This is a genomic window from Rhodococcoides corynebacterioides (assembly GCF_019834675.1).
Lineage (GTDB): Bacteria > Actinomycetota > Actinomycetes > Mycobacteriales > Mycobacteriaceae > Rhodococcoides > Rhodococcoides corynebacterioides_A.
On record NZ_JABUBU010000002.1, the window covers coordinates 151,322 to 166,318 of the forward strand.

Sequence of the window (14,997 nt, forward strand, 5' to 3'; positions counted from 1 at the left end):
GACGGCCCGATACGGCAGGATGAGCCACCATGACCGACGATTCCGCTCCCGGCACCGTCCTGCTGCTCGACGCGGCGAGCCTGTGGTTCCGTGCGTTCCACGCGCTTCCCGAGTCCATCACCGCGCCGGACGGACGCCCGGTGAACGCGGTCCGCGGGTTCGTCGACATGGTCGCCTCCCTGATCACCCGGACGCAGCCCACGCGACTCGCGGTGTGCCTCGACCTCGACTGGCGACCGACGTTCCGGGTCGACCTCGTCCCGTCGTACAAGGCCCACCGGGTGCTCGAGGAGTCGGCCGCGGGACCCGACGCGGAGGAAGCTCCCGATGCCCTGGGGCCGCAGGTGAACCTTATTCTGGAGTTCATGGCGGCGGCGGGCATCGCGACCGCGGGCGCGGAGGGACTCGAGGCCGACGATGTCCTGGGCACCCTCGCCGCCACCGAGCGTCACGACCGCGTCGTGGTCGTCAGCGGTGACCGCGACCTGCTGCAGGTGGTGGCGGACGAGCCCGTTCCGGTCCGCGTTCTCTATGCCGGGCGTGGACTGGCCAAGGCGGAGCTCTTCGGGCCCGCCGAGGTCGCCGAGAAGTACGGTGTGCCCACCGATCGCCCCGGGCCGGCCTATGCGGAACTCGCTCTGCTGCGCGGAGATTCGTCGGACGGTCTCCCCGGGGTCAAGGGCGTGGGCGAGAAGACGGCGTCGTCGCTCATCACGCGGTGGGGATCGCTCGAGGCCCTGCTGGCCGCCGCCGACTCGGGCGACACGGACCTCGCGGCCGGCATGCGCGCCAAACTCGCGGCGGCGCGGGAGTACATCGACGCGGCCCTCCCCGTGGTGCGGGTGGTGACCGACGCGGAGATCCTGTGGTCCACGTCCGACGACCTCCCCACCGAGCCCGTCGACCCCGAGCGTCTGGACGCCCTCGCCGCCGAGTTGGGCCTGGAGAATTCCGCGGAGCGGTTACGGAAGGCCATGGCCCGCGGTCGGTAGGTCGGCCAGGCTTCGCCCCGCGCGAGTTCGTGCGTGCGTGTCATCGACTGTGTCGGTGGGTGCCGGTACACTCGAACATACGAGCGACTGGGGGGTCGACAACATGGTCACGACGCAGGTGGGGGCAGGTGCCGACGGTGCGGTGCCGTGGGCTGCGCTGGACCACGCAGCGCTCGGCTTGCCTGCCACCACCGACCTACCTGCTGCGGAGGCGTTGGACGCGTTGGTGCACGCGACGGCCGGGGTGTCCTACCTGGAGTGGTTCAAGTACCAGCTCGCCGCCGTCATGCACACGGAGTTGGTGATGCCGTTCGAGGACGAGGACTGCCGGGAGTTCGATGCGTTCACTCGCTGCGCCGCCTCGATCGCCACCACCCTGTCGATCACTCAGTGGGCTGCGTCCACTCTGCTGACCGATGCGGTCGCGCTGCGGGATCGGCTCCCGAAGGTCGCGGTGTGCCTGCGGGACGGGGTGGTCACCCCGCACCACATTCGCACCATCGTCTCCCGGACGGAGTTGATCGAGGGGCAGTGCTACGCCGCCCTCGTCGACGCCGACATCGCCGCCGCGTTGCGTAGACCCGGAACCTGGTCTAAGAAGCGGGTGGAGACGATGGTCGACACAATGGTGCACCGCCGTAACCCGGACGCCGTCCGTGAACTCCGCGCCAGGGTGCAGCGGAAGCGCAGCTTTTCCGTGGAGACCGGGCGGGACGGGATGGCGTCGGTGACGGACACCCGGTCCGCCGAAGACACCGCCCTCGCCGCCGCCGCGGTGCAGCGGTTGGCAGGGCAGGTGTGCCCGAAGGACACCCGGTCGACGGCGGCGCGGGCCTCCGATGCGCACTACGCGTTGGTCACTCAGACCGAGTTCGGGTGCGACTGCGACCGCCCGATCACCGACTGCCGCTACAAGAATGTCGACGTCAGCGCGTTCGCAGCGACCGCGCCGCGGATCGTGATCCACGTGGTCACCGACACCACCACCCTCACCGGCCCCGTCCCCGCACCCGAGAACGAGAGGGTGTGCAGGTCGCCGCAGCACCTGCCGCGATCGAACGCGGACACCTCCCCGACGCCGCGGCCAGAGGCCGACACCGACGCCGACACCGACGCTTCGACCGAACCCACCGCGAGTGCGTGCTCGACCGAGTCGGTGGCCACGGAATCTGTTGCCGATCGACGGGTCTCACCGGATGGGCTCAACGGCGACGCCGAGGTCCGTGCTGACTCCGCCGCGGGCCCGACTTCCACCGAGTCGGCGGCGGTCGAACAGCCTGCGGCGGAACCGGAATCAGAGTGTCGAGCCGATATCACCGCCGACGCCGATGCGACCGGTGAGGTGCTCGACACCGAGACCGCCGACACCGACACCGCCGCCACTGACACCACTGGCACCGAGGGCGACGCGGCCGAAACCACCGGCACCGACGCCGAGGAACGCAGTTCCCCGGGTTGCGAGGAGCCTGTCGGTCTCGACACCGTCGACGGCGTCGGCTTCCTCGCCGGTATCGGCATCATCTCCGGCGCCCACGTCCGCGGCCTCGCCACCGATCCCCGCTCGGTGATCCGCCCGCTCGGTGACGGCACCGACACCCCACTCCCGGCGACGCAACCGTCGAACCCGTACCGACCCTCCGCCGCCCTCGATGCCTATGTGCGGGCGAGGGATCAGTTCTGCACCTGGCCCGGCTGCAACAGACCCGCCTGGGACGCCGACCTCGACCACATCACCGAATACGACCACACCCACCCCGACCGGGGCGGCCAGACATCGGCCACCGGGTTGGGCGCCAAATGCCGCTTCCACCACCTACTGAAAACGTTCGGGGACTTCGTCGACGACCAGTACCCCGACCCCACCGACCCGAGTCGGCTGATCCGCACCATCACCATCCCCGAAGGACGCACCGTGCTGGGGCCGGCGTTCACCGGCCACGACACCCACCCCGGCCTCGACATGATCGTCTTCGGCGACCCACCCGCACCTCGACCACCGGGTCTCACCGAACGCCGACGGCCCGCGCCCCGCACCGAGCAGAAACACGCCCGCCGACGACAAGAGCGAAACCGCAACCGCCTCCGCAACCTCGGACTCCCCGCAACCCCGGCCGAGGCGGCGGACCACGAACCGCCCCCGTTCTGACGGACGGGGGTCGGTCGGGCCTGTCAGCGGGGGCGGCCGACCTCGTACGTACCGTCGTCGTCCTTGACGGTGACCGTCACGGATCCAGGCACACCGTCGGTGGTGAGGGTGCACGTGAACTGCGTGCCCGTCTCCGCCTTCTGACCGGAGGGGCACGACACGTCGGACACGTCGATGGCGCCGTAGCTCTCGGTGACGATCTTCGCGACACCGTCCTGAACAGCGGCGTTGTCGAAGGTGTTCGAACCGAGCACCAGCGAACCGACCACCACGATCGCGGCGATCAGCGCGATGATCACACCGCCGACGATCAGCAGCACCTTCTTCGACGACGAGGACGACTGCTGCGGGTTCTGCCACCCCTGGCCGCCGTAGGGCTGGTGCTGACCGTAGGGCTGCTGGTCGTACGCCGGGGCCTCGCCGTACGCCTGCTGTCCGTACTGCTGCTGACCGTAGCCCGGCTGCCCGTACTGGGGCTGCTGACCGTAGCCCGGCTGCCCGTACTGGGGCTGCTGACCGTAGCCCGGCTGCCCGTACTGGGGCTGGCCGTACTGCTGTTGTCCGTATCGAGGCTGACCGTACTGGGGCTGACCGTACTGGGGCTGCTGGCCGTACCCCTGCTGGTACGGGCTCTGTCCGGGCGGCGGGTACTGGCCCTCGAACGACCGGGTGGACGGGTCCGAGCCGCCGGTCGACCCGCCGTCGCTCTGCTGCGACGGATCGTTCTTGTCGTACGGGCCGGTCATGGTCGCCTCCACTGCGTCGGTCGAGTCAGCGTGCGTCGTGCCGACGCGCATCGCGCATGCACCGCGTCGGCTGTTCCGGTCGCACCGTACCCGGTCACGCGGCGTCGACGGCGACGACGCCGCGCCGGATCGCCGAGATCGCCTTGCTCGCCGCGCCGGAAACGTCGGTGTCGGGTGCCGCCGTGCGGATCTGGTCGAGGAGGTCGATGACCTGGCGACACCACCGGACGAAGTCACCGCCGGACAGGGCGCGGCCGTGCTGTCCCGCTGCGAACAGGACGTCCTCGAGGGATTCCTTCCGCGCCCACTTGTACATGGCGATCATGAACCCGGTGTCGGGCTCCCGAGTGGGCGGGAGTTTGAGCCGGATCTCGTCGGCGCGCAGGTCGTGCCACGTCGACAGCGTTCGGGCCAGCGCATGACGGACGTTGCCGGTGGGGCCCTGCGCCATGCTCTCCCCCTCCTGCCGCGACTCGAAGACCACCGCGGACACCACCGACGCCAGCTCGGCGGGCCCGAGTCCGCGCCACACGCCCTCGGCCAGGCACTCGGCCACCAGTAGGTCCGATTCCGAGTAGAGCCGGGTGAGCTTCGTTCCACGCTCGGTGACGCGGACCTCGCCCTCGGCGTGCTCGACGTAGCCCCGTTCGGACAGTAGGGCGAGGATGCGGTCGAACGTTCGCGCCAACGAGTTGGTGGTGGCGGCGACCTTCTGCCGCATGGCGTCGGTCTCGCGTTCGACGCGGCTGTACTTCTCGGCGAGCCGGGCCAGGTGTTCGCGGTCGGGCCACGTGTGGCACGGGTGCGACCGCACGGCCCGCCGCAGGGTGGACAGCTCGCGGTCGTCCGCCGCCGACGACCGCACCCGACGCCCACGCCCCGGCGGTGTGATGCCGGTACTGCGCAGAGCCGACGCCAGGTCGCGCCGCGTGCGGGCCGTGCGGTGATCGACGTGGCGCGGCAGCCGCATCGACCCGAGGGCGGAGACGGGCGTCGGGAAGTCGGCCGACGACACTCGTCCCGCCCACTTGTCCTCGGTCAGCACCAGCGGACGCGGGTCGACGGAGTTCGTGTCGGTCTCGAGGACCACGGCGAGCCCCGACCGCCGGCCGGACGGAATGGAGATCACGTCGCCGCGCCGCAACCCCACGAGTGAGGTGACGGCGTCGTTCCGCCGGTCCGTCCGCCCCTGTCGCTCGAGCTCCCGTTCGCGTTCCTTGAGCCGGGCCCGCAGCTCGGTGTACTCGACGTAGGGGGAATCGGCGCCGCCCAGCTTGGTCAGCAACTCGTTGCGGGTGGCTGCGCCGCGTTCGATGCCGCGCACCAGCCCGACCACCGACGCGTCGGCCTGGTACTGGGCGAACGACCGCTCCAGCAGTGCCCGCGACGCGTCGACCCCCATGCGCTCGACCAGGTTGATCGCCATGTTGTACGACGGGCGGAACGAGCTGCGCAGCGGGAACGTGCGCGTGGTCGCCAGTCCGGCCACCTCGGTGGGCTCCACGCCGGACTGCCACAGCACGACGGCGTGTCCTTCGACGTCGATGCCGCGTCGGCCGGCACGCCCGGTCAACTGGGTGTACTCCCCCGGCGACAGGTTGGCGTGGGTCTCGCCGTTGAACTTGACCAACCGCTCCAGGACGACGGTGCGCGCGGGCATGTTGATCCCGAGCGCCAGCGTCTCCGTGGCGAACACCGCCCGCACGAGACCGCGGACGAAGAGCTCCTCGACGGTGTGCCGGAAGACCGGCAACATCCCGGCGTGGTGGGCGGCGAGGCCCCGTTCGAGCGCGTCGCGCCACTCCCAGAACCCGAGCACCTCGAGGTCGCCGCGGGGGATCTCCGCGGTGTGACGTTCGATCACCTCGCCGATCTGCACCGCCTGCTCCTCGGTGGTCAACCGCAGACCCGACCGCAGGCACTGATCGACCGCGCTGTCGCAGCCGGCGCGGCTGAAGACGAACGTGATCGCCGGGAGCAGGCCTTCCTCGTCAAGGAGCTTGATCACCTCCGGCCGCGGGATGGGCCGACTCTCCGGTCGCCCGGGTCGACCGCCGCCGCCCCGCCCGGATCGGCCGCGTCCCCGGGGCGCCTCCCAGGCACCCATGCGCTCGGCGTTGACCCGCTCCTTGACGTACCGCACCAGTGTCTTGTCGATCACCGGGCCGGCGGAGCCGGCATTGGCGTCGACGTCGAACAGATCGAACAGGCGCCGGCCCACCAGAATGTGCTGCCAGAGCGGGACCGGGCGCGTCTCGTCGACCACGACGGCGGTGTCACCGCGTACGGTCTCCATCCACGCGCCGAACTCCTCGGCGTTGCTCACGGTCGCGGACAGGCTGACCAGTCGCACGTCCTCCGGCAGGTGCAGGATGACCTCCTCCCACACCGCGCCGCGGAACCGGTCCGCCAGGTAGTGCACCTCGTCCATCACCACGTGCGAGAGTCCGCGCAGCGCAGGCGATTCCGCGTACAGCATGTTGCGGAGCACCTCGGTGGTCATCACCACGATCGGCGCGTCGGAGTTGATGCTCTGATCGCCGGTGAGCAGCCCGACGTGGCCCCGGCCGTACCGCGCGGTCAGCTCGGCGAACTTCTGATTGCTCAGCGCCTTGATGGGTGTCGTGTAGAAGCACTTGGCTCCCGTCGACAGGGCCAGATGGACGGCGAACTCACCGACGACGGTCTTGCCCGCGCCCGTCGGCGCGCAGACGAGGACGCCGTGGCCGTCCTCGAGGGCACGGCACGCGCGAAGTTGGAACGGATCGAGGGGGAACGGCAACAGCGACGTGAACTCCGTCAGCCGGGGCCCGTCCAGGTCTGCCGCGACGGTGACGCGGTCGCTCTCGGTGGACACGAAATCCACAGTAGCCGTCGACCGTGGCGTCAGACCGTGTCGGAGTAGTCCGCCCGCTCGTCGAGTCGGACCGAGGTGGGCTGCGAGACGGGCGTCGGGGCTGCATCGAGCGGCGACGCCTCGTCGTCGGAGAGGTCGCCCCACTGCTCGGTCTCACGGCGGGCGCGTCGCCTGTCGTTGAGGCGCGCCACCTGGATGGCCAACTCGACCAGGACGCACAGCGCCAACGCCAGCGCGGTCATGGAGAAGGGATCGCCGCCCGGCGTGACCACCGCGGCGAACGCGAACATGGCGAAGATCAGCCCGCGCCGCCAGTTCCGCAGCTTCTCGTAGCGCAGTACTCCCACCGCGTTGAGCGCGACGATGAGCAGGGGGATCTCGAAGCTGACGCCGAAGATGACGAGCAGGTTGATGACGAAGCCGAAGTACTCGGCGCCGCTCAACGCGGTGATCTGGACGTTGTCACCGATGGTGAGCAGGAAGTGCAGCGCCTTGGCCACCACGACGTACGCGAGGACGGCGCCGGCGACGAACAGCACGGCCGCGGCGGTGACGAAGGCGACGGCGTAGCGACGCTCGTGCTTGTACAGACCGGGGGTGATGAACGCCCAGATCTGGTACAGCCACGCGGGACAGGCCAGGACCACGCCGGCGGTGATGGCGACCTTGAACCGGAGCATGAACTGCTCGAACGGTCCGGTGGCCAGCAGGCGACACGCGTTGTCGGCACTCAGATCGGCGCGACTCTCCGGCGGGAGCGAGCAGTAGGGACCGCGGAGCAGGTCACCGAGGGACTCGATGCCGAACAGCGAGTGGGAGTACCAGAAGAAGCCGACCACGGTGGTGAGGAGGACGGCGAGCATCGACCACAGCAGACGCGTCCGCAATTCGTACAGATGCTCGACCAGCGACATGGTGCCGTCGGGGTTGACGCGACGTCGTCGCTGTCGCGGGTCGAACGGTATGCGCACGAATCAAGTCTTCCGGGTCGACGCGTCCGCTGCCGTGACCGCGGTGCGGTGACGGCAGCGGACCAGGAGAGGAACGATCAGGCGGAACGCGGGTGCTCGTCACGCACGTCGGACGACGGGGCGACGGGAGTGGGATCGACCTGCGCGGCGGAGGGCGGCAACTGAGCCGGCGGCTGCTGCGCGGGGGCCTGCGGGGCCGGTGCCTCGCCCTTCTTGCCGTCGTTCTGCATCTCCTGGACCTCGCTCTTGAAGATGCGCATCGAGCGACCGAGTCCACGCGCTGCCTCGGGCAACTTCTTGGATCCGAAGAGCAGCACGATCACGATGATCAGCACGATCCAGTGCCAGGGCTGTAGGGCACCCATGTTGAAACCTCCCAGTATCGGTGAGGCCGATGCTACCGGACCGGACTCCGCGTCAGCGGCCGCGATCGGGCGCGGAACGAAGGTGTCGCTCACTGTTCACCGAGCGACTCCTGCGTCTCGCCGCCCGCCGCTCGATAGGCCGCCAACGCCGCCCGCGATCGTGCGGTGACGGCCCGCACCAGGTCGTCCGGACCGAGCACCGACACCCCGGATCCCAGACCGATCGCCAGCCGGGACATCCAGTCCAGCGTGGCGAATCGCATGGTGACCTCCACCGACCCGTCGGCGTGGTCGAGCACGCGGTCCATCGGGTAGTAGTCGAGGATCCAGACGTGGTCGGGCCGCACCAGCAACCGGGCGACCGGGAGCGACGGGTCGTCGTGGAAGAGATCGAGGGCCTCGTCCTCGGCGACCGCCGTCCGGGGCGGGGACGACGGGTCCGCGCGCTCGGTGGCCGCGTCGATGCGATCGAGGCGGAACAGCCGGACGCCCTCGGCCACCCGACACCACGCCTGCAGATAGCTGTGATCGTCGACCAGCACGATGCGCACCGGGTCCACGGTGCGCTCGGACACCACGTCGCGCGACGCGGAGTAGTACGTCAGGTCGAGGGCGCGGCCGCGGGCCAGGGCCCCGCGCACGGTGGCGACGGCCGGGCTCTCCTCCGGGGCGTCGTCGCGGGCGGGCCCGGACGTCGGCGCGGCGACGCCCGCCGCCTGTTCGATCTTGGCGATGGCGCGGTGCGCGGCGGTGGGGTCGACCATTCCCGGCATCTCGACCAGCGACCGCAGGGCGATCGACAGCGTCGTCGCCTCGGTCGAGGTCAGCCGCAACGGCCGGTCGATCCCGGCGGAGAAGGTCACCTGGATGCTCTCCTCCGAGAAGGAGAGGTCGATGAGATCGCCCGGACCGTATCCGGGTAGCCCGCACAGCCAGAGCTGGTTCAGGTCCTCCATGAGCTGCCGGGTGGTCACCCCCAGCTCGGCGGCCGCGTCGGCGGCACTGATACCGGGGTTCGCGATGAAGTACGGCACCAGGTTCAGCAGCCGCGCGAGGCGGGACGACAGGCGGGCGCTCACGACGAGATCACCGCACCGTCGCGGTCCGCGGTTCCACCGACTCCACTGACTCCACCGACTCCGTCGCGATCGGCCACCACGGTGAGGATGCGAATCACCTGCTCGCGCAAGTCGTCCGGGGCCAGCACGATCGCGTCCGCGCCGTGCCCGGCGACCACGCGGGCGACCCACTCCCACGACCGCACCGACAGTTCGACCACCGTGCCCGTCACGCCGGCCACGGTCCGCGTCTCCGCGGCCGTCCCCAGGCGCCGGATCTCCTCCGCGCGGCCGTCCCGGACCCACACTCGGGCCGTTCCGGCGACGTCCCCGGTTCCCGCCGCGCGGGCGACGACGGCCGCCGGGTCCACGCCGTCGGGCTTTCGTACCGAGCCGGCGCGGCCGAACGCCTCGACGTCGTCCCCGATGCGGGAGAGTCGGAACGTCCGCACGTCGCCCCGGTCGACGTCGTGGCCGACCAGGTACCAACGACCCGAGTGCGTCACCACGGCCCACGGCTCGACCGTGCGGGTGCGGAACTCCGCCGTCGGCGACGCCCGGTGGGTGAACCGCACCGACTTGCCGGCGTCGATCGCGGACAGGAGCTTGCCCAGGGCGGGTTCCGACCCGCGGCTGCGCGCCGGAATGGACGTCACGGCCGCGGGCGAATGCTCGGGGTCGACCTGCACCCCGGCGGCGCGGAGCTTGAGCATCGCACTCTGCGCGGCCGAGGTCAGCTCCGGCGATTCCCACAGCTGCACGGCCACGGCCACGGCCGCCGCCTCGTCGCGAGCGAGATCGATGTCGGGGAGCTCGTAGCGGTCCCGGTTGATCCGATACCCCTCGGTGGTGGAGAACCGGGAGAGCTGGCCCGTCTCCAACGGCACACCGAGGTCACGCAGCTCGTTCTTGTCGCGCTCGAACATGCGCCCGAACGCCTCGTCGCTCACCGAATCCTCGTATCCCGCGACGGAGGCACGGATGCGCTCGGCCGTGAGGAACTGCCGGGTGGAGAGCAAGCAGATCACCAGGTTCATGAGCCGCTCGACTTTGGACACTGCCACGCGTTCAGACTAGTGGGTCCGGTGCCCACCACCGGTCGCCGCAACGCCGACCCGGGGATCGGGTCACATCGACGCGATCAACCGTTCGACCCGCTCGTCCACCGACCGGAACGGGTCCTTGCACAGGACGGTCCGCTGGGCCTGATCGTTGAGCTTGAGGTGGACCCAGTCCACCGTGAAGTCGCGGCCCGCGTTCTGCGCGGCGGCGATGAACTCGCCGCGGAGCTTCGCGCGCGTGGTCTGCGGGGGCGTGTTCACCGCCTCGTCGATGGCGGCGTCCTCCGTGATCCGGGTGACCAGGCCCTTGCGCTGGAGGACGTCGAAGACGCCGCGACCCCGCTTGATGTCGTGGTACGCCAGATCGAGCTGCGCGATCTTCGGGTCCGACAGGTCCATCGAGTACCGGTCCTGGTACCGCTCGAAGAGCTTGCGCTTGATGACCCAGTCGATCTCGGTGTCGACCTTGGCGAAGTCCTGCGCCTCCACCGCGTCGAGCGTGCGGCCCCACAGGTCGACGACCTGCTCCATGCGCACGTCGGGCGCCCGGTTGCGCAGGTGCTCGACGGCCCGCGCGTGGTACTCGCGCTGCACCTCGAGCGCGCTGGCCTGGCGACCGCCGGCCAACCGCACCGGACGTCGACCGGTGGGATCGTGGGAGACCTCGCGGATCGCGCGAATGGGGTTGTCCAGAGCGAAGTCTCGGAAGGAGACGCCCGCCTCGATCATCTCGAGCACCAGGGCCGCGCTGCCGACCTTGAGCATCGTGGTGGGTTCGGCCATGTTGGAGTCGCCCACGATGACGTGGAGCCGGCGATACTTCTCGGCGTCCGCGTGCGGCTCGTCGCGGGTGTTGATGATGGGCCGCGACCGGGTGGTGGCCGAGGAGACGCCCTCCCAGATGTGCTCGGCGCGCTGCGAGAGGCAGAACGCGGCCGCCTTGGGCGTCTGCAGCACCTTGCCGGCGCCGCAGATCAACTGCCGGGTGACCAGGAACGGCAGCAACACGTCGGAAATGCGGGAGAACTCGCCCGCGCGCACCACGAGGTAGTTCTCGTGGCACCCGTAGGAGTTGCCGGCCGAGTCGGTGTTGTTCTTGAACAGGTAGATGTCGCCGCCGATGCCCTCCTCGGACAGGCGCTGCTCGGCGTCGACCAGCAGGTCCTCGAGCACCCGCTCTCCCGCGCGGTCGTGCGTGACCAGCTGCTCGAGCGAGTCGCATTCCGCGGTCGCGTACTCGGGGTGCGACCCGACGTCGAGGTAGAGCCGGGCGCCGTTGCGCAGGAACACGTTGGAACTGCGTCCCCAGGACACCACGCGACGGAAGAGGTACCGCGCCACCTCGTCCGGGCTGAGCCGACGATGCCCGTGGAACGTGCACGTGACACCGAACTCCGTCTCGATCCCCATGATTCGTCGCTCCACACTTCGACAGTACAACCACGGCCGGACCGTAGGGTGGCAGCGATGAGCGCACGATCGCTTCGCAACCGGACCCGAGCCGTCGATCTGGCGCTGGTCCGGTCGAGCTTCGCGGCGCGCCCCGGACCCGCCGACCCGATCCTGCGCGGCCTGACGGGCCTCGCGAACCACAGCGTGCTGTGGGTGCTCGTGGCGGGTGCGCTGGCCGCCGCCGGCGGCCCGCGTCGTCGCGGTGCGGTGCGCGGACTCCTCGCCGTGGCGGGCGCGAGTTCGGTCGCCAACGGCGTGCTGAAACCGCTCCTCCCCCGCGATCGTCCCCCGGCCGTCGCCGTTCCGGCCCTGCGACGACTCGGCGTGCGGCCGGTCTCGTCGTCGTTCCCGTCCGGACACGCCGCGTCCGCCGCGGCGTTCGCGACGGGGGTCGCGCTCGAATCGCCCGTCGCCGGGATGCTCGTCGCTCCCCTCGCCGCCGCCGTCGCGTACTCGCGGGTCCACGTGGGGGTGCACTGGCCCTCGGACGTCGTCGTCGGCGCCGGCATCGGGGCGGGCGTCGCGCTCGGGACCCGCCGCTGGTGGGCCGTCCGGTCGACCACGCCCGCCCGCCTGGGCAGCCGCGGTGAAGCGCCGGCCCTGCACCGCGGGCGCGGACTGCTCGTTCTCGTCAATCCGGCTGCTGGAACGCACAATTCGGACGTCGTCGCCGCAGTGGCCGAAGCTCTTCCCGACGCGCGATTCGTCCGACCGAACGACGGCGAGGACTTCGCGACGCGGCTCCGAGCCGAGATCGACGAGTCGGTCCACGCGCTCGGGGTGTGCGGTGGCGACGGCACGGTGGCGGCGGCGGTCGCGGCGGCGGTGCGGACGGACCTCCCGCTCGCCGTGTTCGCCGGCGGCACCCTCAACCACTTCGCCCGCGACATCGGGCTGACCCGCGTGACGACGACGGCCGCCGCGGTCGAACGGGGCCACGCCGCGCGCGTCGACCTGGGCAGCGTGAGCATCGACGGGGGCGAACCGACGCTCTTCGTCAACACCGCGAGCATCGGCGGCTATCCGGACACGGTGCGACTGCGGGACCGGTGGACCGACCGCGTGGGCAAGTGGCCCGCCGCCGCGGCCGCCATGGTGGCGGTGCTGGCCGTGGCCAGACCGCTGCACGCCGTCGTCGGCGACCGCGTCGATCCGGTCTGGATGTTGTTCGTGGGCAACGGAAGTTACGCGCCGACCGATCAGGTGCCGATGTCCCGCCCGTCGATCGCCGGCGGGATCCTGGACGTGCGCTATCTGCGTGCGCGCCTGCGCTTCTCCCGCACCCGACTCGCCGCCGCCGCACTCACCGGAACGCTCGGGTCCTCACCGACCTACCGGCAGGAACACGTGACGTCGCTGTCCGTCCGGCACGACGGCCCGCCCGTGTCCGTGGCCGTGGACGGCGAGATCGCCGGCGAGGGCCGGGCTTTCGACTTTCTCGCCCGACCCTCGCTGCTCACCGTCTACGGACCGGGCGGCGTCGGCTGATCGGTTCCGGCATCCGGCGCGCTGCTCGGCCCGCTACCCGACGACGGCAACAGGGCCTCGAGCGCCGCTCCCCCGATGCGGCGGAACGCTCGCCGCGGCCGATGGCGTTCCAGCACGGCCACTTCCAGGCTCGAGACCTCGAGGACCCGGCGCTCCGCCGGCTCGCCTCCGCCGTTGGTCGGGGTCGACGTCCCGTCCTGCAGCGCCGTGATCGCGATGCCGACGGCGGACGCCAGATCGAGATCGGCGCGGTAGGCCTCGCGCAGGGCCGCGGTGATCGGCTCGGTGGTGCCGCCCATCACCACGAAGTCCCGCTCGTCGACGATCGAGCCGTCGTAGGTGATCCGGTAGAGCTGCGGCGCACCGGATTCGCCCACCCGCGGGACCTCGGCCACGCAGATCTCGACCTCGTACGGCTTGAGCTGCTCGGTGAAGATGGTGCCCAGTGTCTGCGCGTACGCCTTGGCCAGCGATCGGCCGGTGACGTCCGCGCGGTCGTAGGTGTAGCCCTTGGTGTCGGCGTGCACGATCCCCGCCCGCCGCAGGTTCTCGAACTCGTTGTACTTGCCGACGGCGGCGAAGCCCAGGCGGTCGTAGAGCTCGCTCACCTTGTGCAGGGCGGAGGATCTGTTCTCCGCCACGAACAGCACCCCGTCCGCGTAGGTCAGGACGACCACACTGCGTCCGCGGGCGATTCCCTTGCGCGCCAACTCCGAGCGATCGCGCATGATCTGCTCGGCCGACGCGTAGTACGGCATGGTCATCGACGCTCGCCCCCTTCCGTGCGGTCCTGCACGATCGCGCGCGCGAGGGCCTCGGTGCGCGCGGATTCGACGAACGCGGCGCCGCCTGCCCCGATGGCCACGGCCGTGGGCAGGATGCCGCGCACCAGATCCGGTCCGCCCGTGGCGGAATCGTCGTCGGCGGCGTCGTAGAGCGCCTCGACGGCGACCCGGAGGGCCTCGTCCTCGGTGAGCCCGTCGCGGTAGAGCTTCTTCATCGCCGACTTGGCGAACAGCGAACCCGACCCCACCGCGTGGTAGCCGGAGCGTTCCTCGTAGCGGCCGCCCACCACGTCGTAGGACACGATGCGCCCCGCTCGACGGGCGTCGGCGGCGTCGAGGTCGTACCCGACGAGCAGGGGGACCACGGCCAGACCCTGCATGGCGGCACCAAGGTTGGCCCGCACCATCGACGACAACTTGTTGGCCTTGCCGTTGAACGTGAGCGGAACGCCCTCGATCTTCTCGTAGTGCTCGAGTTCGACGGCGAACAGCCGCACGAGCTCGATGGCCATGCCGGCCGTCCCCGCGATACCGGCGGCCGAGTAGTCGTCGGTGACGTAGACCTTCTCGACGTCGCGGCTGGCGATCAGGTTGCCCTGCGTCGCGCGCCGGTCACCGGCCAGAACGACGCCACCGTCGAAGGTGATCGCCACGATCGTCGTGCCGTGAGGCGCGATGTCGCTCATGGCAGCCTCCTCGGAGAACGCTGCGGCGCCGGCGAGATCCGATCGAAACCGGTTCTCCGGCAACAGGTGCGGCGCGTAGGCGCGGAGATGGTCGGTGAAGGACGAGAACGGGGAACCGTAGGCGAGCGTGTCGCCCGTGTTGCGGCGTTCGGGTTCCGTCACTGGCCACCCTTCTGGACGTAGGCGCGGACGAAGTCCTCGGCGTTCTCTTCCAGCACGTCGTCGATCTCGTCGAGGAGATCGTCGGTCTCCTCGGCCAGCTTCTCCCGTCGCTCCTGGCCCGACGCGCCCTCGGCCGCACCCTCGTCGTCGTCGCCACCGCCGGAGCGTGTGGTCTGCTCTTGTGCCATTGCGGGCCTCCTCGTCGTACCACCGGTTCGTCGCGTGGAT

Annotated in this window: 13 protein-coding genes; 3 read left to right on the forward strand and 10 right to left on the reverse strand. The window is 70.5% G+C overall.

The features are described 5' to 3' along the window. Nucleotides 1-29 precede the first annotated feature (29 nt). A complete protein-coding gene (locus HQ603_RS05055; RefSeq protein WP_222683469.1) occupies nt 30-992 on the forward strand; it encodes a 5'-3' exonuclease in 963 nt (320 codons plus the stop codon). Nucleotides 993-1,095: 103 nt separating this feature from the next. Beyond that, the gene (locus HQ603_RS05060) at nt 1,096-3,138 is read left to right on the forward strand and encodes an HNH endonuclease signature motif containing protein (protein WP_222683470.1); all 2,043 of its coding nucleotides are present in this window, start codon (nt 1,096-1,098) and stop codon (nt 3,136-3,138) included. Nucleotides 3,139-3,161: 23 nt separating this feature from the next. Here the strand turns inward: HQ603_RS05060 and HQ603_RS05065 are convergent, their stop codons facing one another. The 7 genes from HQ603_RS05065 to pafA all read right to left on the reverse strand — a co-directional run bounded on the left by HQ603_RS05065 (nt 3,162) and on the right by pafA (nt 11,621). Beyond that, nucleotides 3,162-3,884: a DUF4333 domain-containing protein gene (locus tag HQ603_RS05065; RefSeq protein ID WP_222683471.1), complete on the reverse strand. Its 723-nt coding sequence runs from the start codon at nt 3,882-3,884 to the stop codon at nt 3,162-3,164. 94 nt (nt 3,885-3,978) lie between these two features. Then, nucleotides 3,979-6,741: a DEAD/DEAH box helicase gene (locus tag HQ603_RS05070; RefSeq protein WP_371830965.1), complete on the reverse strand. Its 2,763-nt coding sequence runs from the start codon at nt 6,739-6,741 to the stop codon at nt 3,979-3,981. A 29-nt stretch (nt 6,742-6,770) separates the two neighbouring features. Next, nucleotides 6,771-7,712, reverse strand: a complete 942-nt coding sequence (gene tatC, locus HQ603_RS05075) for a twin-arginine translocase subunit TatC (protein WP_222683472.1) — start codon at nt 7,710-7,712, stop codon at nt 6,771-6,773. Between the two features lie 77 nt (nt 7,713-7,789). Continuing rightward, on the reverse strand, nt 7,790-8,077 hold the full coding sequence (tatA, locus tag HQ603_RS05080; RefSeq protein ID WP_222683473.1) for a Sec-independent protein translocase subunit TatA: 288 nt from the start codon (nt 8,075-8,077) through the stop codon (nt 7,790-7,792). An 89-nt stretch (nt 8,078-8,166) separates the two neighbouring features. After that, complete coding sequence (locus HQ603_RS05085; protein WP_222683474.1) at nt 8,167-9,156, reverse strand: helix-turn-helix transcriptional regulator; 990 nt, start codon at nt 9,154-9,156, stop codon at nt 8,167-8,169. Next, entirely contained in the window at nt 9,153-10,199 is a 1,047-nt protein-coding gene (locus HQ603_RS05090) for a helix-turn-helix transcriptional regulator (RefSeq protein WP_222683475.1), read from the reverse strand. The genes HQ603_RS05085 and HQ603_RS05090 overlap by 4 nt, the downstream gene beginning before the upstream one ends. Nucleotides 10,200-10,262: 63 nt before the next feature. Beyond that, nucleotides 10,263-11,621: a Pup--protein ligase gene (pafA, locus tag HQ603_RS05095; protein ID WP_222683476.1), complete on the reverse strand. Its 1,359-nt coding sequence runs from the start codon at nt 11,619-11,621 to the stop codon at nt 10,263-10,265. A gap of 42 nt (nt 11,622-11,663) precedes the next feature. Here pafA and HQ603_RS05100 point away from each other — a divergent pair, with 42 nt between their 5' ends. After that, nucleotides 11,664-13,136 (forward strand): bifunctional phosphatase PAP2/diacylglycerol kinase family protein, encoded by a 1,473-nt coding sequence (locus tag HQ603_RS05100; protein ID WP_222683477.1) that lies wholly within the window; start codon nt 11,664-11,666, stop codon nt 13,134-13,136. Here the strand turns inward: HQ603_RS05100 and prcA are convergent. The 3 genes from prcA to HQ603_RS05115 are packed head-to-tail and all read right to left on the reverse strand — an operon-like array spanning nt 13,112 to nt 14,957. Then, nucleotides 13,112-13,900 (reverse strand): proteasome subunit alpha, encoded by a 789-nt coding sequence (gene prcA / locus HQ603_RS05105; RefSeq protein WP_222683478.1) that lies wholly within the window; start codon nt 13,898-13,900, stop codon nt 13,112-13,114. The two genes, HQ603_RS05100 and prcA, sit on opposite strands and share 25 nt — an antisense overlap. Next, nucleotides 13,897-14,769 (reverse strand): proteasome subunit beta, encoded by an 873-nt coding sequence (prcB, locus tag HQ603_RS05110; protein WP_222683479.1) that lies wholly within the window; start codon nt 14,767-14,769, stop codon nt 13,897-13,899. The genes prcA and prcB overlap by 4 nt, the downstream gene beginning before the upstream one ends. Then, nucleotides 14,766-14,957, reverse strand: a complete 192-nt coding sequence (locus HQ603_RS05115) for a ubiquitin-like protein Pup (RefSeq protein WP_222683480.1) — start codon at nt 14,955-14,957, stop codon at nt 14,766-14,768. Before HQ603_RS05115 ends, prcB begins: the two co-directional genes overlap by 4 nt. Between the last annotated feature and the right edge of the window lie 40 nt (nt 14,958-14,997).